22 protein-coding genes are annotated in these 22,384 nt (G+C 51.8%); 20 read left to right on the top strand and 2 right to left on the bottom strand.

Annotated elements, in window-relative coordinates:
- The first annotated feature begins 55 nt into the window (after positions 1 to 55).
- From M3194_RS19130 to M3194_RS19085, 10 genes are all read left to right on the top strand, one after another.
- Positions 56 to 754: an SDR family oxidoreductase gene (locus tag M3194_RS19130; RefSeq protein WP_251655666.1), complete on the top strand. Its 699-nt coding sequence runs from the start codon at positions 56 to 58 to the stop codon at positions 752 to 754.
- A gap of 219 nt (positions 755 to 973) precedes the next feature.
- Complete coding sequence (locus tag M3194_RS19125; protein ID WP_251655665.1) at positions 974 to 2,128, top strand: GntR family transcriptional regulator; 1,155 nt, start codon at positions 974 to 976, stop codon at positions 2,126 to 2,128.
- Positions 2,129 to 2,279: 151 nt separating this feature from the next.
- The gene (locus M3194_RS19120) at positions 2,280 to 2,798 is read left to right on the top strand and encodes a CBO0543 family protein (protein WP_251655664.1); all 519 of its coding nucleotides are present in this window, start codon (positions 2,280 to 2,282) and stop codon (positions 2,796 to 2,798) included.
- Between the two features lie 193 nt (positions 2,799 to 2,991).
- Positions 2,992 to 4,287 carry a glycoside hydrolase family 125 protein gene (locus M3194_RS19115; RefSeq protein WP_251655663.1) on the top strand — a complete coding sequence of 432 codons (1,296 nt, stop codon included), beginning with the start codon at positions 2,992 to 2,994 and terminating at the stop codon, positions 4,285 to 4,287.
- A gap of 83 nt (positions 4,288 to 4,370) precedes the next feature.
- Positions 4,371 to 5,708, top strand: coding sequence for an extracellular solute-binding protein (locus tag M3194_RS19110; protein WP_251655662.1), 1,338 nt, complete (start codon positions 4,371 to 4,373; stop codon positions 5,706 to 5,708).
- Between the two features lie 102 nt (positions 5,709 to 5,810).
- Positions 5,811 to 6,698 carry a carbohydrate ABC transporter permease gene (locus M3194_RS19105; protein WP_251655717.1) on the top strand — a complete coding sequence of 296 codons (888 nt, stop codon included), beginning with the start codon at positions 5,811 to 5,813 and terminating at the stop codon, positions 6,696 to 6,698.
- A gap of 224 nt (positions 6,699 to 6,922) precedes the next feature.
- Positions 6,923 to 7,846, top strand: coding sequence for a carbohydrate ABC transporter permease (locus tag M3194_RS19100; protein ID WP_251655661.1), 924 nt, complete (start codon positions 6,923 to 6,925; stop codon positions 7,844 to 7,846).
- Between the two features lie 14 nt (positions 7,847 to 7,860).
- The gene (locus M3194_RS19095; protein ID WP_251655660.1) at positions 7,861 to 9,015 is read left to right on the top strand and encodes a glycoside hydrolase family 76 protein; all 1,155 of its coding nucleotides are present in this window, start codon (positions 7,861 to 7,863) and stop codon (positions 9,013 to 9,015) included.
- A gap of 26 nt (positions 9,016 to 9,041) precedes the next feature.
- Positions 9,042 to 10,106, top strand: a complete 1,065-nt coding sequence (locus M3194_RS19090; protein WP_251655659.1) for a glycoside hydrolase family 76 protein — start codon at positions 9,042 to 9,044, stop codon at positions 10,104 to 10,106.
- The gene (locus M3194_RS19085) at positions 10,106 to 11,164 is read left to right on the top strand and encodes a glycoside hydrolase family 76 protein (RefSeq protein WP_251655658.1); all 1,059 of its coding nucleotides are present in this window, start codon (positions 10,106 to 10,108) and stop codon (positions 11,162 to 11,164) included. The genes M3194_RS19090 and M3194_RS19085 overlap by 1 nt, the downstream gene beginning before the upstream one ends.
- Here the strand turns inward: M3194_RS19085 and M3194_RS19080 are convergent.
- Positions 11,157 to 12,029 (bottom strand): helix-turn-helix transcriptional regulator, encoded by an 873-nt coding sequence (locus tag M3194_RS19080; RefSeq protein ID WP_251655657.1) that lies wholly within the window; start codon positions 12,027 to 12,029, stop codon positions 11,157 to 11,159. The genes M3194_RS19085 and M3194_RS19080 overlap by 8 nt on opposite strands.
- A gap of 178 nt (positions 12,030 to 12,207) precedes the next feature.
- Here M3194_RS19080 and M3194_RS19075 point away from each other — a divergent pair, with 178 nt between their 5' ends.
- Both M3194_RS19075 and M3194_RS19070 read left to right on the top strand, forming a co-directional pair.
- Positions 12,208 to 14,082 (top strand): beta-L-arabinofuranosidase domain-containing protein, encoded by a 1,875-nt coding sequence (locus M3194_RS19075; RefSeq protein WP_251655656.1) that lies wholly within the window; start codon positions 12,208 to 12,210, stop codon positions 14,080 to 14,082.
- A gap of 36 nt (positions 14,083 to 14,118) precedes the next feature.
- On the top strand, positions 14,119 to 15,117 hold the full coding sequence (locus M3194_RS19070; RefSeq protein WP_251655655.1) for an aldose 1-epimerase: 999 nt from the start codon (positions 14,119 to 14,121) through the stop codon (positions 15,115 to 15,117).
- 62 nt (positions 15,118 to 15,179) lie between these two features.
- Here the strand turns inward: M3194_RS19070 and M3194_RS19065 are convergent, their stop codons facing one another.
- Entirely contained in the window at positions 15,180 to 15,569 is a 390-nt protein-coding gene (locus M3194_RS19065) for a MerR family transcriptional regulator (RefSeq protein ID WP_285889367.1), read from the bottom strand.
- A 104-nt stretch (positions 15,570 to 15,673) separates the two neighbouring features.
- On the opposite strand from M3194_RS19065, the gene M3194_RS19060 reads away from it, so the two are divergent.
- The 8 genes from M3194_RS19060 (at position 15,674) to M3194_RS19025 (ending at position 22,384) form a co-directional block, all read left to right on the top strand.
- Entirely contained in the window at positions 15,674 to 16,558 is an 885-nt protein-coding gene (locus M3194_RS19060) for an SDR family oxidoreductase (protein ID WP_251655653.1), read from the top strand.
- A 212-nt stretch (positions 16,559 to 16,770) separates the two neighbouring features.
- On the top strand, positions 16,771 to 17,100 hold the full coding sequence (locus tag M3194_RS19055; RefSeq protein ID WP_251655652.1) for a PadR family transcriptional regulator: 330 nt from the start codon (positions 16,771 to 16,773) through the stop codon (positions 17,098 to 17,100).
- A 13-nt stretch (positions 17,101 to 17,113) separates the two neighbouring features.
- Positions 17,114 to 17,980: a pentapeptide repeat-containing protein gene (locus tag M3194_RS19050; protein WP_251655651.1), complete on the top strand. Its 867-nt coding sequence runs from the start codon at positions 17,114 to 17,116 to the stop codon at positions 17,978 to 17,980.
- Positions 17,981 to 17,998: 18 nt separating this feature from the next.
- Positions 17,999 to 18,769: an ABC transporter ATP-binding protein gene (locus M3194_RS19045; protein ID WP_251655650.1), complete on the top strand. Its 771-nt coding sequence runs from the start codon at positions 17,999 to 18,001 to the stop codon at positions 18,767 to 18,769.
- Positions 18,770 to 19,537: an ABC transporter permease gene (locus tag M3194_RS19040; protein WP_251655649.1), complete on the top strand. Its 768-nt coding sequence runs from the start codon at positions 18,770 to 18,772 to the stop codon at positions 19,535 to 19,537. It begins immediately after the preceding gene.
- A gap of 155 nt (positions 19,538 to 19,692) precedes the next feature.
- Positions 19,693 to 20,373: a YetF domain-containing protein gene (locus M3194_RS19035; RefSeq protein ID WP_251655648.1), complete on the top strand. Its 681-nt coding sequence runs from the start codon at positions 19,693 to 19,695 to the stop codon at positions 20,371 to 20,373.
- A 128-nt stretch (positions 20,374 to 20,501) separates the two neighbouring features.
- The gene (locus tag M3194_RS19030; RefSeq protein WP_251655647.1) at positions 20,502 to 21,731 is read left to right on the top strand and encodes a sensor histidine kinase; all 1,230 of its coding nucleotides are present in this window, start codon (positions 20,502 to 20,504) and stop codon (positions 21,729 to 21,731) included.
- Entirely contained in the window at positions 21,728 to 22,384 is a 657-nt protein-coding gene (locus tag M3194_RS19025; RefSeq protein ID WP_251655646.1) for a response regulator, read from the top strand. The genes M3194_RS19030 and M3194_RS19025 overlap by 4 nt, the downstream gene beginning before the upstream one ends.

Raw genomic sequence — 22,384 nt, 5'->3', positions numbered from 1 at the left:
TATAGCTTTTCTATATGTTATATTAAGAGCGTTGGAAGATTAAGGAGGGATTTTCATGGCAAATATCCTTATTACGGGCGCCAGCCGGGGGCTTGGCGTCGAAATGGCGGCAGAAGCGCTTGAACGTGGACATCGCGTCATTGCAGGTGTCCGCGACATTGCAACACAAGGTAAGCTAGCGGCGCTTGCCGAGCAGTACGGCTCACAGCTGGAGCTGGCTAAGCTTGACGTTAGCGATGAAGCGGGACTAGCTGATCTCGCCGCTTCGCTGAAGCAGCAGGGCAGATCGCTTGGCGCCATCATTAACAATGCAGCGATCCTGGAGGCAAGAAATACTTCTATTGAAGAGCTGGATATGAACGAAGTTCTGAAGTCCTTTGACATTAACCTGTTTGGGCCCATGCGAGTTGTGAAGCATTTCCTTTCGCTTGTTACGGAACCAAACGGAGCCATTATTAATATTTCGTCTGAAGCAGGCAGTATCAGTAACGCTTATCCGGGCGATTATCCGTATGGCATCTCGAAGACGGCGCTCAATATGTTCACGCAGCAGCTGTTGTCTGCCGTGAAGAAGCAGGGGATACAGGTGCTTAGCGTTCATCCGGGCTGGATGAAGACGGATATGGGAGGCGAGAATGCGCCTACTAATCCGCGTCAAAGCGCCAAAGGTATTCTTGATCTTGCCGAGGGACGTATCGTGCCGCAAGGCAAGTTCAACTTCGTCGATTATACGGGCAAGGAAATGCCGATTTAGCACACTGGAAAACAAAGAGAGGTTGTGCGGGTTTAATCCTGCACGACCTCTCTTTGTTAATGAGCAGATCAGTCAATGCCCGGACATGGTGAAGAGCGTGTAATTCATGTCGTATTTCTATAGTTGATATGTCAATCCATCTTGGCAAATGGAATATACCATGATATATTGTTATATATATGGGACACTTGTCAGCTGGAAGACGGAGGAACAAACAGGATGAACGAATCATCGAAACCGATGTATGAACGGATTTTTGAAGCACTCCGCGAAGACATTCTTGAGAAGAAATACGAACCTGGCGACCGGGTTCCTTCCGAGAAGGAGCTTGGCGATGAATACAATGTAAGCCGGATCACGAGCAAGAAGGCACTTGAGCTGCTTGCGAGCGAAGGTTATATCATCCGTCAGCCAGGGCGCGGCTCGTTTGTATCCGATCAGCCTGCTCCTCAGGCGAAGTCGTCGGTTCTAGCCGCAGGAGCGGCTCCTCAGAGGACGCGCAAAGAAGACGGAAGGCTGCTGATTGGTCTGGTTATTACCGACTTTGCGGACAGCTACGGCAACGGACTGGTCTATGGAATGGAGGAGGCTTCGCGACAGCATAACTGTTATTTGGTATTACGCCGGACTTTTGGTATTCCGGCTCTCGAAGAGGAGGCAATTAAGGGATTGCTTGAGCTGGGCGTGGACGGACTGATTATTTTCCCGGCACAAGGCGAATATTTCAACGCGGAAATCTTGAAGCTGGTCATTAACCAGTTCCCGTTTGTGCTTGTGGACCGGCATTTGAAGGGAATCTCGGCTAGCTCGATCGCAACGGACAATGTAGGCGCCGCCAAAGACGGAACCAATCATTTGTTCGAGCTTGGACACAAATTCATCGCTTTTCTGACGCCGCCGCCGGTTGATACGACTGCGATTGAAGAGCGGATCGAAGGGTTTATTCAAGCTCATGCAGAGAAGGGGATTGTCGTGGACCGGGAAATCTGGATGGAGAATATTACGTCTACCCTCCCCAAGCATAATACGGAAGAGAACAAGCAGGAGGATATTCAGAAGATTATCGATCATCTGAACAATCATCCTCATATTACAGCCTTGTTCGCGACCGAGTACAATATCGGGCAGATTGCCTATCAGGCGGTGCAGCAGATGGGCAAGGCCGTGCCGAATGACTATTCCATTGTCTGCTTTGACTGCCCGGAGACAAACGGGCGTTACCCGTTCACTCATTTGAGCCAGAACCAGCATGAGATGGGGCGCGTCGCCTTCGAGAACGTGCTCAAGCTGCGCGGCGGACAATCCGTGCCCAATAAGATTCTGCTCGACGCTTCGCTTGTCATCAGCGATTCGACGGGGCCGGCTCATTCATAATCGCAATGCTGCTTCAAGCCTCCTGCCAGGAGGCTTTTTTTGCGTCTTGTTTTAGGCTCGCATGGTCCGAATAACCAAAAAAAGGTTAGAGCACAATATTTGGTAAGGTCAGAAACATTACAATTTGGCATCACTCACGAGGGGCAGTTCTATGCATTTGATTCTTGGTGTCATTACGCTGTTAGCAGCATGGAGATATGGGGATTGGAGACATTGGCAGAGGTATCATCCCACCATGATGTTTATTGTCATTGGCAACCTGCTGTATAATTTTCTAACCGCCGGCCATTTTCTCTGGAAGCTGAAGCCGGACTTTTTACCTAACCACAGCATGACGGAATTGGTGTATACCTTTGTTATTTTTCCCGCAACAGCGTTAATGTTCATCTCGAATTATCCTGTGCAAACAAACAAGATTATCGTTCACTACTTGAGGTACATCGGGGTTTATGTGGCGGTCGAATGGTTCTTTATGCTGACCGATCGCATCATCTATCAATATGGATGGAGCCTTTACTGGTCGATCTTTTTTGATTGCACCATGTTCCCGCTATTGTGGCTCTTCCATAAGAAGCCGTTGGCTGCTTACGGGATCATGCTTGTGCTATGTGTATTGTATATCTGGTATTTCAAGATACCCGTTAATGTACCGATTGAAAACAGAAACTAAGGTCATTCAGATAAAAGCCTCCGACTGGGGGCTTTTTTTGTATGCCATAAGTCCTGATCAAATAGTATGATAGATTGGTATAAACAATATATAAAAAACATATTGACATACCATATACATGCCAATATAATAGCAATATTAAATGAAAGCGTTTTATAAAAAGTGGTTTAAGGGAACAAGGAGGCACAAACGCATGACGCAATCGACAGAAATCCCCGTATCCTTAACGCGGTTATTAGACCGAATGAAGGAAAAACTGCAGGATCATCCGAATTGGGCGGCCATATTCGAGAAAGCAATCCTGAATACGCTGCAGACGACCATTCAGCGGATGCCTGACGGAACAACATTTGTTATAACAGGTGATATACCAGCTATGTGGCTTCGCGATTCGGCGGCTCAGCTTCGACCGTTTCTGGTGTTGGCTTCCGAGGATGCCGAGCTCGCGGATCTGATCGAAGGATTGGTTCGGAGACAAATGGCTTCGGTTCTGATTGACCCTTATGCGAATGCATTCAATAACGGGCCAAGCGGCAAAGGCCATCAGGATGATCTGACCGATACGGGTCCTTCCATCTGGGAGCGCAAATACGAGATTGATTCGCTTTGCTACCCGCTGCAGCTCAGTTATCTGCTATGGAAAAATACCGGCAGGACCTCGCAGTTCGACGAGACGTTCAAGCAAGCGTCAGATGCGATCCTGAACTTATGGACAACGGAACAAAACCATGAGACAAGTTCGCCGTACAGCTTCCAGCGCTTTAACTGCGCACCGACGGATACGCTCCTGCGCGAGGGGAAAGGCACGGAGACCGGCTATACGGGCATGACATGGAGCGGCTTCCGCCCAAGCGACGATGCTTGTACATACGGTTATCTTGTGCCGGCCAATATGTTTGCGGTTGTCGCTTTGAGATACCTGAAGGAAATCGCGGAGGAAGTCCTTGGCGATCGCGAGCTTGCAGCCCGCGCAGGTAAGCTTGGCGGGGAAATTGATCAGGGCATTCAAACATACGGCATTACCGAGCATCCGCAATTTGGAAAAATTTACGCATATGAAACGGACGGACTCGGCAATTACAATTTTATGGATGACGCGAATGTGCCAAGTCTGCTGTCTATCCCTTATCTCGGCTACACCTCGCAGGAGGATCCGATCTACCGCAATACGCGGAGCTTTGTCTTAAGCAGCAGCAACCCTTATTACTTTGAAGGTAAAGCAGCATCCGGAATCGGCAGTCCTCATACGCCACATCAATACATCTGGCATATCGCGCTGGCGATGCAGGGCTTAACGACGGAAGACCGTGCGGAGAAAGAGCGGCTGCTCCATCTTATGGAAGCAACAACGGCCGGTACCAACTTCATGCATGAAGGGTTCCATGCGGATGATCCTTATCAGTTCAGCCGCCCCTGGTTCTCCTGGGCAAACATGATGTTCAGCGAGCTGCTGCTTGATTACTGCGGAATTCGAGTACAGACGAAATGACAGCGATTTCATAAGGAGACCTGCCAATAAAGGCAGCTTTCTTTTGAAATAGATAGGGTAACTAAAAAAGGGAGGCATGAAAAGTGAAAAAATGGATCACGATGATCGCCTTGGTTACGGTTGTGGCAACAGCAGCCGGCTGCGCAAAAACAACGACAAGCAGCAACGGCAACAGCAATACGAATGCAAACAGCGGAACAAATGAGCAAGCGGGTAACACTTCCGGAAATGCGGATGGCGGAAAGGCTGTAGAGATTACGTTCTGGGGGGATTGGGCAGGCGACGGCCAGAAGCAATTCCAGACAATGGTTGATGCCTTCAACAAATCGCAGGATAAAATTCGCGTGAAATACATGCTGCAGCAGGACTTGATTACGAAGTTCCTGACGGCTGCTACATCCGGCGGCGCACCGGACGTTCTGCTCTGGGACAGATGGCGTACACCGCTGTACGCGCCGAAAAACGTCCTTCATCCAATCGATGATCTCATGACGCAAGACGGTTTGAACAAAGATGAGTTCTATGGCGAAGCGCTGAAGGAATTGTCCAATAACGACAAGCTGTACGGCCTTCCATTGACCGTTGATGCACGCGCTTTGTTCTATAACAAAAAGCTGCTGAGCGATGCGGGCGTAACGACGCCTCCTGCGACTTGGGATGAGCTCGAGCAGGTAGCGATTAAGACAACCAAGTGGAATGGCAGCAAGCTCGAAGTGGCGGGCTTCTCCCTTGGCGATAACGGCCTCTTTAATATGTATCTTCAGCAAGCAGGCGGTCAAATGCTGACCGAAGACGGCAAAACAAACTTCAACAATGAAAAAGGTCTGGCGGTGCTTAATTTCTGGGACCGCATGATGAATCAGGACAAAGTGTATAAAGTCGGCTTTGAGCAAGGTCTTGGCGAAGGCACGGATGCGTTCGCGACGGGCAAGGTTGCCATGACTTATAACGGTCCATGGATGCTCAGCACTTATAAGAAATACGGCAAGGATCTGGACTTTGGGGTTGTGCCGCCTCCGACAGGACCTAACGGCGACAAAGGCGGCGTGATGGGCGGCTTTGGCCTGGTTATTCCCGAAGCTTCGAAGCATCAGGCAGAGGCATGGGAGTTCATCAAATGGTGGACGGCTAATAAGGACAACGCTCTGCTGTGGGCGAAAACGAGCCTGAACATTCCTGGCTACAAACCGGCGCTTGACGATCCGTTCTTCCAGGATGATCCGTTCTTCAAGCCATTCCTCGAAACGCTTGAATTTGCAAAAGTTCGTCCGTCCCACCCGGGCTATTCCGTAATGGAGACCGAAGCGCTTATTCCGAATCTGGAGCTGTACCAGCAGAAGAAGCAGAATGCGGAGGAAACCCTTAAGAAAGCGCAGCAGCGGGGAGACCAGCAGCTCGCGGACAACGAAGACGTGAAATAAAGGCCGACCTGCATGGCTATAAGGAAGGATAAAGGGAGGGAGACCTCCCTTTATCCATTCATACAGCCGGCGGGAGAGCCACCTATGAAAGGAGTAGTGCCGATGTCTTCAATGGGCAAGCTGAACCAACATCAAGCCCGGATGGCCTATCTGTTTATTACGCCAACGATGCTGCTGTTTATCGCTTTTACCATCATTCCGGTTGTCATGGCGCTCTATTTAAGCTTTACGAATTATGACGTGGTGAGCCGGATGGAGTTCGTGAAATTCGATAACTACAAAAAGATGCTTGAAGATGATTTGTATTGGACGACTTTCAAGAACGTATTTTTCTACGCGGTCGTCTTTGTACCGCTTAACATCATCATTTCCTTATTGCTTGCGATGCTGCTGAACTTCAAACGGTTTGGCGTGAAGCTGTTCCGTACGATGAATTATCTGCCTACTCTGACCTCTGCCGTTGCGGCGGCAACCGTATGGATCTGGCTGCTCCATCCGGAATTTGGTCTTGTAAATAACCTGCTCAGCTATATCGGCATCACCGGACCCGCCTGGCTCGCCCAGACCGAGACGGCCATGTTCTCCATTATTATGGTGACGTTATGGCAGTCGGTTGGCTCCAACATGGTTATCTATATCGCAGGCCTGCAGGGCGTGCCGGACTATTTGTACGAATCTGCCAAGCTCGACGGCGCTACCGCTTTTGACCGGTTCCGTTACATTACATGGCCGCAGCTTCGTCCAACAACCTTCCTTGTGAGTACGATGGCAATTATCGGGGCGCTTCAAATGTTCGACCAGGCCTTTGTTCTGACGCAAGGCGGTCCGGGCAACGTGACCAAGACGCCGGTATACCTTATTTATAATCAAGGCTTCAACCAGCTCAAGATGGGCTACGCTTCCGCGCAAGCTTTTGTGCTCGCAGTGGCTATTTTAATCTTTTCTTTCATTAACATGCGCATTAATAAATCCGAAGAACCAATCGTATAAAACGAATGCTTACGAAGTATGAAAAATCACAAATAGCCTTATCTTGGCTATCTGTGTGATTATTCATTAAGTTGATGCTTACGAAGTATGAAAAATCACAAATAGCTTTATCTTGGCTATCTGTGTGATTATTCATTAAGTTGATGCTTACGAAGTATGAAAAATCACAAATAGCCTTCTCTTGGCTATCTGTGTGATTATTCATTTTAGGAGGAAGAACGGTCATGGCACAACCATTTGTCAAAGCAGTAACAGTACGTGCTCCTAAGCCGCCTTCTTATGCCTTTAAAAAGGTACTAACGACCGTCCTTTTCTATCTGGTCGCGGGGGCTATAGCGGTAGCAATGTTTTTGCCGTTTTTCTGGAGTTTGATTACTTCGTTTAAACCAAGCAATGAAATCTTCGCGGTGCCCATCAAGTGGATTCCGTCAACACTTACTTTGGAGCATTACAAAGCCGCGTTTACAACGGTACCGTTTGCCGGGTATTTCGCCAACTCGTTTATTCTCGCAACGGCTGGCGTGCTGTGCAACCTGTTCTTTGGATCCATCAGCGGCTACGCCTTTGCGAAGCTGAACTTCAAGATGAGCAAGCCGTTGTTCCGGGTCCTGCTGGCAGCCATGATGATCCCGGGCATCGTAACGATGATTCCGAGCTTCTACGTCCTGAAGCATTTCCCGCTGATTGGCGGCAATGACATTCTTGGAGGCGGAGGCAACGGCTTCCTGAACTCCTTCTGGGGGATTATTCTGCCGGGGGCTTCCGGATCGTTTGCGGTATTCTTCATGCGGCAGTTCTTCCTGACGCTGCCTTCCGACATGATGGAGATGGCGCGGATCGAGGGAGCGGGCGAGTTCCGCATCTTCTGGAACATCTATCTGCCGCTCACGAAGCCGGCGCTTGCGACGCTCTCGATCTTCACCTTCCAAGGAGGCTGGAATAACTTCCTGTGGCCGATGATCATATTGAACGATCCGGCTAAAGCGACCATACAGATGGGGCTGCAGGCTTTCTCGTTTAACCATCAGACCGACTTTGGTCCAATGATGGCGGGGGCGCTGATTGCCATTCTGCCGATCCTCGTCTTGTTCCTCCTGCTTCAGAAGTATTTCGTGCAAGGCATTGCGTTTACGGGGACAAAAGGGTAAGCGGGGGAATCGAATTGAAGCAAAAGAAGCTAATAGCCGGCTTGGCCGCGCTGCTTATTGTGGCGGCGGCCGTCATCTGGCAGCTGGCGCGTGCGAGCGAACCGTCCGCTTCCTCCACTTTGTGGCAGGAACGGGCGGAGGCTGCGCAGCTGGAGCTGGCTGGTTCGTTCTGGGACGAGAAACGCGGACTATTCAGCAATGCCGCGCCGTGCATTGCGCAGCTTTGCACCGATCCATTCAACTACTGGTGGCTGGCTCACGCGGTAGACGTGCTCGTCGATGGATACGAGCGTACAGGCGATGAACGGTATAGCGGTCTAATTGACAAGCTGTATCAGGGATTGCTTGACCGCAATGCCGGCGTGATGATTAACGATTATTACGATGATATGGAATGGATGGCTCTTGCCTGGCTTAGAGCCTATGATGCGACCAAGGACGAGCGGTATAAGCAGGCAACGCTTGAGCTATGGGAAGAGATCAAGGGCGGCTGGAACGATGAGACGGGCGGCGGCATCGCATGGCGCAAGGAGCAGCTCGATTACAAGAATACGCCGGCGAATGCGCCAGCCGTTATTTTGGCCGCACGGTTGTATGGGCAGTTTCGGAACGAAGAAGATCTTGCATGGGCAAAGAGGATTTACGACTGGCAAAAGAAGACGCTTGTTGATCCGGAGACCGGGCTTGTATGGGATGGCGTTAACCGGACCGGTGACGGCAATATCGATAAGGATTGGAAGTTCACTTACGGCCAAGGCGTGTACATAGGAGCAGGCGTTGAGCTGTACCGCGCAACAGAAGACAAGACTTATCTGGACGATGCGCGCCTCACGACAGCTAATCTGAAGGAGATGTTCCTGTCTCCGGCAACCGGCATGCTTCCTTCGGAGGGCGACGGGGATGGCGGCTTATTCAAGGGTGTATTAGTCCGCTATGCTGGAGAGCTGATCGCGGCTGATCCGAAGGGGCCGGAAACCCAAGAATTGATCGGCATGCTCGAGACAAACGCCAACAGCTTGTGGCAATACGGCAAAGCGGAAGACAAAGCGTTATTCAGTAATTCATGGGCGGAAACGCCGGATCAGATTGTGCAGTTAAGCACGGAGCTAAGCGCAGTGATGCTTCTTGAGCAGATGGCCGTCCTAGAGAAAAACGGACGATTACATTAGGCAGAGAATACGGGAGAGTGGAAACTATGGTGTGGGCAGCACGGGCGGAAGAGGCTCAGCAGGCATTAGAGCAATTATATTGGAATCCTACGATTAACATGTATGACATTGAGATCCCTTGCCCGGACGGTGCTTGTAATACGATTTTTCATTACTGGTGGATGGCGCATGCGGTGGATGCGCTGGCGGACGGACTCAACCGGACGGGCAGCGCGGCATACCGCAATCGGCTGGATGCTTTCTACGAAGGTATTCTGCAGCGCAACGAAGGCGTTTGGCCGAATGAATTGTACGACGACATGGAATGGATGGCCATTGCTTGGCTGAGGGCTTATCAGGCAACGGGTGCCGAGAAGTATAAGGCAGCTGCCCTTCTCCTGTGGGAGGACATCCAAACCGGCTGGAACGAGCATGTCGGCGGAGGAATTGCGTGGCAGAAGTCGCAGCTGGATTATAAAAACACTCCTGCTAACGCGCCTGCCGTTATCTTGGCGGCACGTCTGTACCAGGCTTTTGGCAGGGAAGAGGATTTGGCTTGGGCGCATAACATTTACAACTGGCTGAAGGAAAAGCTTGTTGATCCGGCGACCGGCTTTGTCTGGGACGGGATGAACCGCACGGGTGACGGATCGATCGACAAGGACTGGAAGTTTACGTATTGCCAAGGCGTCTTTATTGGCGCCGGCGTAGAATTGTTCCGGATTACGGGCGACGTCGGTTATCTGAAGGATGCCGAACGTACGGCGAAGGCAGCCGGCGACGAACTGCTGCGTGACGGTCTATGGCCGGATGAAGGCAACGGAGATGGCGGATTGTTCAAGGGTATTCTGGTCCGTTATCTTGGCGAGCTTGCTTCCGTGTCGGCGGAGCGGGCAGAGCTGTCGGCGCTGCTGGAGCGGCAAGGCGAGACGCTTTGGGCGCAAGGCAGTGATGCGGCGCGCAAAGTATTCAGCACCTCTTGGGGAATTCAGCCGGAGGAGCGCGTGACGCTCAGCACGCAGCTTAGCGGCATCATGCTGCTTGAGCAGCTGGCTGTATTGGAGAAGAACGGCCAGACCAGCACGGCGCAGACAGAGGAGGTACAGTCGTAATGGCAGCACAAGCAATATGGGCAGAACGCGCGGCGATCGCGCAGCAAGATTTCAAGCGTTTGTTCTGGAATGAAGAACGAAGCGTTATGGATCAAGTTGTACCATGCAACGGTACTTGTAATGATCATTGGATTTATTGGTGGCACGCGCATGTTGTGGATGTAATGGTTGATGCCCTTCAACGCACGGAAGCAAGCGAGGATGAAGTGCTGCTGGAGCGGGCTTTCCGCGGCGCGAAGAAGTGGAATGGCGATACGCTGCTCCATAATTACTATGACGATATGGAATGGATGGCCTTGGCGCTGCTGCGTGCTTATCATACGACCGGGAAGTCGTTCTATAAGGAAGGCGCGCTTGAACTGTGGGAAGATATCAAGACGGCCTGGAACGATCATATGGGCGGCGGCATGGCCTGGAAGAAGGATCAGCTCGATTATAAGAACACGCCTGCCAATGCACCTGCTTCAATCCTGGCTGCGCGAATCTATCAGATGGATCGCCGGGAGGAAGACTTGGAATGGGCGCAGCGGATCTATCAATTTAATAAGGAACGGCTTGTTGATCCGGCAACCGGCTTTGTCTGGGACGGCATGAACCGGCTTGGCGACGGCCAAATCGATTACGACTGGAAGTATACGTATTGCCAAGGCGTCTTTATTGGCGCCGGCATTGAGCTGTACAACTGTACGGGAGAGGAAAGCTATCTTGTTGATGCGCAAAGAACCGCGGCGGCAACCGTCTCGGAACTGGTAGACCGGGAGACCGGCATGCTGCCGCGCGAGGGGAATGACGATTGCGGTCTATTCAAAGGCATTCTGATCCGTTATCTCGTTAACCTCATCCATATTCAGCCCGATTTGGCGCTGCCATGGGTGAATCTGATCCGGCATAACGCGAGCTCCTTGTGGGCGCGGGGCCGTTCGGATTCCGGATTGTTCAGCTTATCCTGGGAAGGAGAGCCGGAAGCCGAGGTTCAGCTCAGCGGCCAGCTTAGCGGAGTGATGCTGCTTGAAGCGATGGCGGAGCTGGAGAGAACCGGGTTCCTTGCGCCTAGGTAGAGGCTTTATTTTGGCGGTATAACAGCCGGAATTGCTTTGGCGTCTTGCCGGTACGCTTGTGGAAGCAGCGGACGAAGTACGGGAAGGAACCAAAGCCCGTCTCTTCGCCGATAGTCCCAACGGGTTCATTCGTATGGATGAGAAGCCGCTTCGCTTGTTCGATCCGGTATTGAGTCACATAATCGAGCGGCGTGCAGCCAAACGTTCTTTTCATGCATAAGGCGATATAGTTCGGGTGAAAATGCAGCTCATCCGCCATTCGCTTATAGCTCAGCGGGTCGCGGTAATGCTTGCGCAGATAGAGGGCGGCTTCCTCCGCCAGCTGAAGATGGGCGCTCTGAGCCGTATCTTCCTTGCTATCCTCCTGAAGGCGGGAGAGAAGGGCATGGAACAGCTGCTGCTCCCGCCAGCGGGAATTGCCCGAAGGGTTCTCGTAGAGCGCAAGAAGCTCCTCAAACTGCTCTGCCGTAACCCCGAGGCTTTGCACGGAGCCTGTTCTCGGCAAATAGAAGGAGAAGTATTCGATAGGCGGATAAAGAGGCTCTTGCTCAGGCGGCAAGGGCTCTTTGTCATAGGGCTCGGGATGCCATAGCCCCGTCGTCTGGAAATGCAGCCAATAGAAATGCGTTTCCTCCCTGCAAGGGTGGACGCTGCGATGCTCGAGATCGGGACGCAGGATGCCGAAATGTCCGGCCGGCAGTGTCAGCTCATGCTCCCCTTCCGCGAGATAAAGGCAGCCGCCGGTCACAAACAGGAGGTCAAATACGCCGATGCTGCTGCGGTCGGGATGCTTCCTGCCGATGCTGTACGTATCCTGGCCGATCTGAACGAAGTGAGGCATAGGCGGACATTCAAAATGAAACATTGTTATTCTCCTCGGGTTGCTAAATGATGATACCAGTATAAGTAAATACGGCTCATTCGTAAATGCGTTAATTATCCGATTAGGTTGTAATCCGACAATTAGTAGTTGCGATTGTCTATCCAGCGGCAGGCGGATCTAATGGTATATTCGAAGCAGTTGAACAGGAGGAGGACTTAACGTGAAGAGTGTTTTTGAGGCGTTGCCGCTTGGCAGCATTCATGCGGAAGGGTGGCTGTACAATCAGCTTCGGATTCAGGCAGACGGATTAAGCGGACATCTGGAGGAGCATTGGGCGGATGTAGGTCCGGATAACGGTTGGATTGGCGGAAAAGGCGAAAGCTGGGAGCGCGGTCCGTATTATTTGGACGGCTTGCTGCCGCTTGCTTATATATTGAACGACGAGAAGCTGATCGCGAAAGCGAACCGCTGGGTGGAATGGGCGCTGAACAGCCAGCAGGAGAGCGGCATGTTTGGTCCGGCCAAGATTCAGACGGTAAATAACGACGTGGACAAGGAGCAGGACTGGTGGCATTACATGATCATGCTCAAGGTGCTGACGCAGTATGAAGAAGCAACCGGCGATGCCCGCGTTATTCCTTTTCTTACGCGATTCGCGGATTATGTGTCCTCGCAGATCGAGCAGCAGCCTTTGCGCGGATGGGCCAAAGCCCGCGGGGCGGAGCTGCTTCTCTGTCTGGTCTGGCTGTACAAGCGGACGAAGAAGGAAGAGCTGCTGAAGCTTGCCGCTATTGTAAAGGAGCAGACAACGGATTGGACCGATATTTTTCACGACTTTCCGTTCTGGCGGAAGGTGGAGCAATGGGATTGGAGAACGCATGTGGTGAATGTGGCCATGGGGCTCAAAACTCCCGGCGTTATTTACGAATTGACGGAAGACAGCCGCGAGCAGGATGCGGTGTATCGCGGAATAGAAAGCCTGATGACTTACCATGGACAGGCTCATGGCATGTTCTCCGGCGATGAATGGCTGTCCGGAACGCATCCGAGCCAAGGCGTTGAATTATGTGCCGTGGTTGAATATATGTTCACGCTTGAGCAGCTGACGCGGATCTTCGGAGACGGCAAATTTGGCGATGTTCTGGAAAAGGTAGCCTTTAACGCTTTGCCTGCCGCTATCTCGGCGGATTGGACGTCCCATCAATACGATCAGCAGGTGAATCAGATTATTTGCAATGTAGCGCCGCGCGCCTGGAGCAACGGTCCTTATGCCAATGTGTTTGGCTTGGAGCCGAATTTTGGCTGCTGCACGGCCAATATGCATCAAGGCTGGCCGAAGTTTGTCTCGCATTTATGGATGAAGGATAACGAAGGCGGGCTGGCGGCAGTGTCGTATGCTCCATGCCTCGTCAGAACAACCGTTGCCGGAGGCGTGGAGGCCGAGCTTCGCGTATTCGGAGAATATCCTTTCCGGGAGCGGGTTAAGATCGATATCCGCCTGGATCGTCCGGCGAGCTTCGCCGCGCGGCTGCGTATTCCGCAGTGGTGCGGCTCCCCGGTCATCAAGGTGAACGGAACGGAAATTTCGGTTGCGATTAAGCAGGGATATGCTACAATTGACCGCGAATGGCAGTCGGGAGATTGTATTGAGCTGGCGCTTCCGATGGAGGCGAGAACGGTATCGCGCAATCTGTTTGCCGTTAGCGTCGAGCGCGGGCCTCTTGTCTACGCCCTTCCTGTAGAAGAGAACTGGCAGCTATTGCGGAAGCGCGAGAAGTTTAATGATTATGAGCTGTATCCGGCTTCGCCTTGGAAATACGGCTTGCTTGCGGACACGGCCTTTAAGGCCGTCGTGGCCGAAGGGGACTTGCCGTATCAGCCATTCCTGGCTTTGGATTCCCCTGTCAAGCTTGAGGCGCAGGGCAAGCTGGTGCCGGATTGGCGGATGGAAGGCAATAACGCGGGAACCCCGCCGCTCGCGCCGGATACCGACGATCAGCCGGTGGCGGAGCTTGAGCTTGTGCCATATGGCGGAGCAAAGCTTCGGATCGGGGAATTCCCGCTGATCGGGGAACGGAAGTCCGCAAGAACCTGATTTATCTTTTGGATCATACAACAAAGGAGTTTGAGAATGACGATGAATCAAGCGAATGAAGGATTATTTTACGGCGAACGTGCGGTATGGCTGAGATATGGGCAATACGAAGCGGCCCTGCTTCCCGAGATTGGCGGCAATCTGATTGCTTTCCGGGATGTTGAACAGGAATACCAATTCCTGCACGAGCCAACGCAAGAAGAGATGGAGAGCTTTAAGGCTAGACCGATGATTCACGGCATTCCGGTCCTCTTCCCTCCGAACCGTTATGAAGACGGCAAATTCCCGTGGGACGGCAAGACGCATCAGTTCCCCGTAAATGAGCCGGCAACGGGCAATCACCTACACGGTTTTCTTTATCAAACCCCGTGGCAGGTAGAAGACTTCGGCACAACAAAGACGGAAAGTTATGTGGTTGTATCCGTTCAGGTGGATGAGAATCATCCGTCCTACGCTAGCTTCCCGTTCAACTATACCATCCGGCTTCGCTACTCGTTAAGCGAGAACGGACTTCTTCAACAGGTTACGGTACGCAATGACGGGAATGCCGATCTGCCATGCCTGCTTGCCTTCCACACGTCGGTGAATGCGCCGTTTGTGCCGGGTGGACAAGCCAAGGATTACCGTATCCAAATGACGATCGGCGAGCGCTGGGAGCTGAATGAGCGGATGCTGCCAACCAAGCAGTATCAGCCGCTGAAGGAAGAAGAGCTTCTGATGCAAGGCAGCGGCGTGTATCCGTTCTTCGAAGCGATGGACAACCATTATACGTCCCGCGCGCAGAACGGGCGCAACCGGATGGAGCTTACGGATACCAAGGCGAATATCAAGCTTGTCTATGATGTGGGAACCTCCTACAAGCAGTGGATGATCTGGAACAACAACGCGGCGGAAGGCTTCTTCTGTCCGGAGCCGCAGATTAATCTGGTGAACGCTCCTAACGTGGATTTGCCGGCGGAAGAGATCGGTTTCCTGAGCCTGGCGCCGGGAGAGATCTTCGAGGAATCAAGCAGGCTTTATGTCATCAAAGGGTAGTTGGATATAGTAAAAAGGAGCTGTCTCACTAGCCACAGGCTTTTGAGACAGCTCCTTTTTTGTTAACCTTCCTTTTGCAGATTATCCGAGCTCTCCAGATTCTTGAAGAAATTAATTTTATCGTCAATTCTGTCCAGCGACTTTTCAAGCTCCGCTATTTGATCGACCACTTTCCTCCGGTAGCTTTCCATGAATTCTAGCCGGGCTGTTACAGTTGGGACTCCGCTTCGGTTGAAGGCGGTATATTCCTGCATCTCCCGGATGGTCATCCCGATTGTCCGGAAGTAATTCAGAACCTGGAACCAGACAATATCCGACTCCGAGTATTGACGGTATCCATTGTCGTCCCGCGCAATGCCGTCAATTAAACCTACCTGCTCATAATATCGCAAGGTGTGAATGCTTAGTCCGGTCTTTTCGGACACTTGTTTGCTCGAATAATACTTTTCCATTCATTAATTATAACATTGATAGGAAAAGGGTTGCTATCGAGCGCGCTCTATACTTTATTCTCTCAATTGAAAGGTCATTTCTATCATTCTGGAAGGAATTTAATATGCGTATTTTTGTTACCGGGGCTACCGGGTTTGTAGGTTCGGCGGTTGTTCAAGAGCTTCTCGCCGCGGGACATGAGGTGGTTGGGCTTGCGCGCACGGACAAGGCTGCTGAAGATTTGGAGGCAAAGGGGGCGGACGTGCATCGGGGGTCCCTGGATGATCTCGACAGCCTGCGTGAAGGCGCCAGCGCGGCGGACGGCGTTATTCACCTCGCCTTTAATCACGATTTCTCGAACTTTGCGGCAGCCGCCGAGACCGATAGGATGGCCATCGAGGCCATGGGCTCAGCATTGGAAGGCTCGGGTAAACCTTTCGTGGGCACATCCGGTACGCTGATGCTGCCGTCTGGACGACTCGGCACGGAAGAGGACGCTCCAACTCCGGCTACGCCACGGCGCTCCGAGGAAGCAGCAATGAAGCTGGTTAACCAAGGAGTGCGGGCATCGGTCGTTCGTCTAGCGCCGTCGGTGCACGGTCTTGGCGATCATGGCTTCGTCAAGACTCTTATCGACATTGCCCGTGCCAAGGGTGCTTCCGCGTATATCGGTGAGGGACTCAATCGTTGGTCAGCCGTGCATCGTCTTGACGCGGCCAGCCTGTACCGGTTAGCCATAGAAGCCGCGCCGGCAGGGGCAAGACTGCACGGGGTTGGCGACGAGGGCGTGCTCTTCCGAGATATTGCAGGCGTTATCGGCCGTCACCTGAACCTGCCGGTGGTCAGTATTTCCCGCGAAGAGGCGGACAGCCATTTCAGCTGGCTCACCTTCGCAGCCGCAGCCGACAATCCAACATCAAGCGAGCTGACCCGGAAACGCTTGGGCTGGGAGCCGACGCATATCGGTCTAATTCCGGATCTGGAAGAGGGACATTATTTCCTTCGCTAAATACCTGGACGGTGGCGGAGATGCGGCAATTGAGAAAGCTTTATAACGCTAACGTTACAAGAACATATCTACAACGAAGCCGCGTATTACGCGGCTTTTTTTATTTTCATCATTGAGGAAAGAGACTTCATTTCTAGGCAAAGTAATTAATTAGAAATACTACCTTGACAGTCACAGTAGTATGTCGTATTATACAAATACGAGGTGATGATATGAGCGAGAACAAGATCACATCCGACCTGCTGCGAGGACATACCGATACGATGATCTTACGGCTGTTAGCCGAGGCTGACCGCTACGGTTACGAGATCGTCAAACTGATTGCCGATCGCTCGGGCGGCGAGTATGAATTAAAGGAAGCGACAATGTACTCCAGCGTCCGGCGGCTTGAGGCGGACGGCGATATCGAATGGTTCTGGGGCGATGAATCGCAAGGCGGACGGCGTAAATATTTTCGAATTACGGATAAGGGCAAGACGGCTTATACCCGCAATAAAAGCAACTGGGAGTACGCCAAACGCGTGCTTGAAAACCTACTATAAGGAGAGATGAGTTATGAATCAGAAAGTGACCAATTATTTGAACGGTGTATTCACGCCATACGACGGAGTAAAAAGCGTTACCGAATTAAAGGCCGATCTGCACACCGATCTGCAGGAGCGGTTCCGTGAACTCAAAGCGGAAGGCAAGGACGATGAAACTGCATTTAAGATGACGATTGCGAGCATCGGCGACATCGAGCAAACGATCCTGGAGGTTGCGAACCTCTCCCGCTCGCTGGAACGCCAGGTCGTGACGAACTTTAACGCAAGCAATCTGGCGAAGAGCGATTTTGCAGGCGTGACCGCTCATAAAGGACAGTTTAAAGGCAGCGCGCTGCACGGCTCCGACTTTTCGGGCGCGGATCTGACCGGCAGTACGTTTAAGGCTAGCGACGTACGCGAAGCGAACTTCGACGGCGCGAATCTGACGGATTGCATCCTGTCCACGCTTGACCTGAAGAACGCCAGCTTTAATAAATCGATTCTTGTCCGAACGGATTTCAGCAAGTCGGGGCTTGACGGAGCCACATTCACGGGAGCAAGGCTGACCGATGTGACGTTATCCATGACCGATCTTAGAAAAACAACATTTGAAGGTTGTTTATTTGACGGAGTAGATTTCAGATATGCCGACCTAAGCGGGCAATCCTTCGACGGACAGACGTTTATCGGCGTCAAGTTTGACAAATCGGCCTTAACCGAAGCTTCGTTCAAAGGCGCTACGCTTAAAAATGTTTCGTTCCAGCCTGGATTTACGTTAACGAAGAAGTACTACCGGATGCTCAAAACAATCTGCTTTGACGGCGCCACCATGGATAAACTGACCTTCGCGCAGCTCAAGGGCATGGAAGTCGATTTGTCGAAAGTAACGGTTATTTAATTAAAGGGGGAGAAGGCCATGCAAACCGCGCAAGCCAAGTCCATTCAAGTAAGAGGTCTGCAAAAATCCTACAAGCAGCTCCAGGTGCTGAAGGGCGTCGATTTCGAGGTGGAAAAGGGCAGTATATTCGCTCTTCTCGGCTCTAACGGGGCAGGGAAAACAACGGTTGTCAAAATCCTTACCACGCTGCTCCAGCCGGATGGCGGAACCGCCGCCATCAACGGATATGATGTCGCAACGAAGCCCGCTCAAGTGCGCCAGACGATCAGCCTGACCGGGCAGTTTGCCGCGGTGGACGAAATTTTGACCGGCCGCGAAAATCTGATCATGATTGCCAAGCTGAGATATCTCAAAAACCCGCGCCAGGTTGCGGAGGACATGTTAAAACGTTTCGACCTGACGGACGCCGCCGACCGCAAGGTGTCTACTTATTCGGGCGGCATGCGCCGCAGGCTGGACATCGCGCTGAGCCTCGTGGGAAAACCGCAGATTATTTTCCTGGATGAACCAACCACCGGCCTTGATCCCGAGGCTCGGATCGAGGTATGGAAGATTGTCAAGGAGCTGTCGGACGGCGGGACGACCGTGCTGCTTACCACGCAGTATTTGGAGGAGGCGGAGCAGCTTGCCGACCGGATTGCGATCCTGCATGAAGGCCGGATTATCGCCAGCGGAACGCTAACGGAGCTGAAGAAGATGTTTCCTACCGGAAAGGTCGAGTATGTGGAGAAGCAACCAACGTTAGAGGAAATCTTCCTCGCCATCGTTGGCAAGAAGGAGGAGAAATAAATGGAGACGACAAAGAATCATTTTTTCACCGATATTAGCGTCATGCTGGGACGTTCCATGCGTCATATTGTCCGCAGCATGGATACGATCATCACGGTTACCATTACGCCCATCGCCATGATGCTGCTGTTCGTCTATGTATTCGGAGGTGCCATTCAGTCCGGCACGGATAATTATGTGAATTACTTGCTGCCCGGCATCCTTCTTATGGCGATTGCCAGCGGCATATCCTATACGGCTTTCCGGTTGTTCACTGATGTACAAAGGGGTATATTCGAGCGGTTTCACACGATGCCGATATCACGCTCCGCCTTGCTGTGGGGGCATGTGCTGACTTCGCTTGTATCGAACGCCATATCGGTGGTCGTCATTATTCTCGTCGCGCTTATCATGGGCTTTCGTTCCTCGGCGGGCGTGCTGCCATGGCTTGCCGTCGCCGGTATCCTCGCGCTCTTTACACTAGCGTTAACATGGGTCGCCGCAATAGCCGGTCTCACCGCCAAGACGGTGGATGGCGCGAGCGCCTTCTCCTACCCGCTGATCTTCCTGCCGTTTATCAGCTCCGCCTTTGTGCCAACCGATTCGATGCCAACCGCCGTTCGCGTCTTTGCGGAAAACCAGCCGGTGACCTCCATCGTTGAATCCATCCGCGCCTTGCTGTCCGGTCAACCGGTGGGCAGCGACATCTGGGTCGCGCTTGCCTGGTGCGTCGGAATTATGGCGGTGGCTTACCTGTTTGCGATGAAGGCCTATAAAAAGAGAGGATAAAACCGCCTAAAGGCGGTTTTGTTGTGTGAGGAATTAGCTCGATTTCAGAAAGATCAAGAGGATAGTATAATAGGGGAAATTGCCTCCTCGCTTAACCACGGCACAAGCAGGGTATATATCCATAAAATCGACGTGGAATGCGAGGATGACATTCGATGGATTATGCAATGATTTCGGTGAAGCTCATCACGGCTTTTTTTGGTCTATGGTTCATGACGAAAATGCTCGGGAAGAAGGAAATTTCCCAACTGACGCCGTTCGACTTCGTCTCGTCCCTTATGCTGAGCGAGCTTGTCGGCAATACGATCTATGACCGAGAGGTGCATTTTGCGATGCTCGTTTTTGCCCTTGCGTTGTGGATGGCGTTGTCGCTTGCCCTGGAGAAGGCGGTTCAGCTTATGCCGTGGCTGTCGGTGCCGCTCAGCGGCAGGCCGGATATCATCATCCGCGACGGGGAGATCGACGTCAAGGCGATGAAGCGGAATCGGCTCGATATGCATCAGGTCGGCATGCTTCTAAGGGAGCAGAGCGTCTTCTCCGTGCGCGAAGTCGCGTTTGCGGTATTCGAACCGAACGGCAGCTTGAGCGTGATGAAAAAACCGGGCGAGGAGCCCCCGACTCGAGCGGAGCTTGAGATGCGGGAGCCGGCGGCCGGGCTTCCGCGCATTCTTATCGAGCAGGGCACGCTGCAGCGCGGCGAGCTCGAGGAAATTGGCCGCAGTGAGGAATGGCTGCTGTCGCAGCTCCGGGAGTTAAGAGTCGATCGCATACAAGCCGTTTATTATGCAGAATGGACAGAGGAGGACGGTCTGCATGTTCAGCTGAATAGGAGATAATGTCCATGCGCGTCTCCAAGAAAGGTTATAATAAGGAAACATAGACAGGTTATTGCAACATTTTATTCAGACATAGACGTCGTATGTAATGTCATTTGCGGTTACACGGAAGAGAAGGGGCATAAGCAGTGGTTCATGACATGGATATTTTCGGACGGAACCCGCGTTTTTGGAAGTGGTTTTTCGGGATAAAGCTGGCTTTTGATTTCGCCTTGTCTGGTATTTTTTATTTTAAGAATTCCATCGCTTTTTTTTGGAGCCTTAGTTTTATCGTCTTTTCGTCCATTGTTTTTCTTACGGTCTATCTGTTCTACTCCAACGCCAACGCGAAAAATCAAAATTGGCTGATCTACCTTCTCATCTTGGATTTTCTGGTGTCGGCATCTTACGGATACATCTTTATCGCCGGGGTTTTTCCGAACCACCTGTTTATAGGAATAACGGCTTTAGCCATACTGATGTTTATAAGGAAAACCCGCTATCTCATTGCTGCCTGTGTTTTGCTGCTATTGCTCTACGTGGTTACGATGGGAAGCGTTGATTGGTATTTATATAAGCGATTGGATGAGAACAGTTATTTCACGACATGTTCCTTTATTGTTTTCGCATGCATCGTAAACGCATTAATTAATTTTTATCAAAAGGCTCGCAGGGATGCTCTGGAGCTATACGCGCAATTAAAGCAGTCTCACGAGCAATTGGAGGAGTATGCGCTGAAGGCGGAAGAATGGGCGGCAACGCGGGAGAGAGTGCGAATTGCGCGGGAAATCCATGATACGGTTGGCCATAAGCTGACGGCATTGCTCGTGCAGATGCAAGCGGCACGCAAGTTAAGCTCGGTTGATCCCGCGCGCAGCGAGCAGGCTTATTTGGATTGCGAGGGACTAATCCGGTCTTCTTTGCAAGAGGTTCGCCTCTCCGTCAGGGCTATTCGGGATGAGCCGATTCAATCGACTTCTCTGAACGCAAGTCTGGAAAGGCTGTCGCAGGAGTTTACGAAATTCGCAGAAGTACATACCTCCTTCCAAACGAACGGGACAGCGGTTGCATTGCCGAGCGATCTTCAATTGACCGCGTATCGAATCGTACAGGAATCGCTGACGAACGCGCAGAAACATGGAAACGCCAAAAACGCCAAAATCTTATTGTCCTATACGGAAGCCGGTTTTACTCTCACGATCCATAACGACGGAGAAGTGCCAGGCGAGCTAAAGCCGGGGTTTGGCTTAATCAATTTGCAAGAACGTGTAAAGGAGTGGAACGGAAAAGTGCAGTTTCGGATGGATCCGGAAACGGGCTTTGCGGTGGAAGCGCACTTCCCTTACCCCTCGACAGATGTGGAGCGTGATAACGAATGAGGATTCTTATTGTTGATGATCAGCGGATCATGAGGGAAGGGCTTGCGACCATCATCGGCCTGGAACCCGGCATGGAAGTGATTGGAACGGCGATGGATGGACAAGATGCCTATGCGAAAGTGATTGAAATGCGCCCGGACGTGGTGCTGATGGACATTCGAATGCCGGGAATGGACGGAGTCGAAGGATCCGCGTTGATTCTCAAGCATTTTCCGGAGACGAAGGTATTGATTCTGACGACCTTCGATGATTCCGAGTTAATCATAAAGGTGTTGGAGAATGGCGTTCATGGTTATTTGTTGAAGGATATGCCTTCGGAGGCGATCATAGGCGCGATTCGAACCGTCTACAACGGAGGCACCGTGCTTCAGCATGATATTACATCCATGCTGCTGAAAGAGTTTATCACGATTGCCGATCGCAATCCGGACAAGGCGCTTCCCGCAGGTCAACCGGAGGAGCTGAAGCTGCTCACGGAACGGGAGAAAGAGGTCCTGGCCTTATTGGGGCAAGGATTGAATAATAAAGAAATTGCAGGCATGCTGTTTCTGACGGAAGGTACCGTAAAAAATCATGTTTCGAATTTGATATCGAAGCTAGGGCTTCGCGACAGAACCCAGGCCGCGATCTATGCGGTTCGTCACCTTCCTTAA

Source organism: Paenibacillus glycanilyticus (assembly GCF_023715145.1).
Lineage (GTDB): Bacteria > Bacillota > Bacilli > Paenibacillales > Paenibacillaceae > Pristimantibacillus > Pristimantibacillus glycanilyticus_A.
This window is presented reverse-complemented; position numbering and strand designations above follow the sequence as displayed.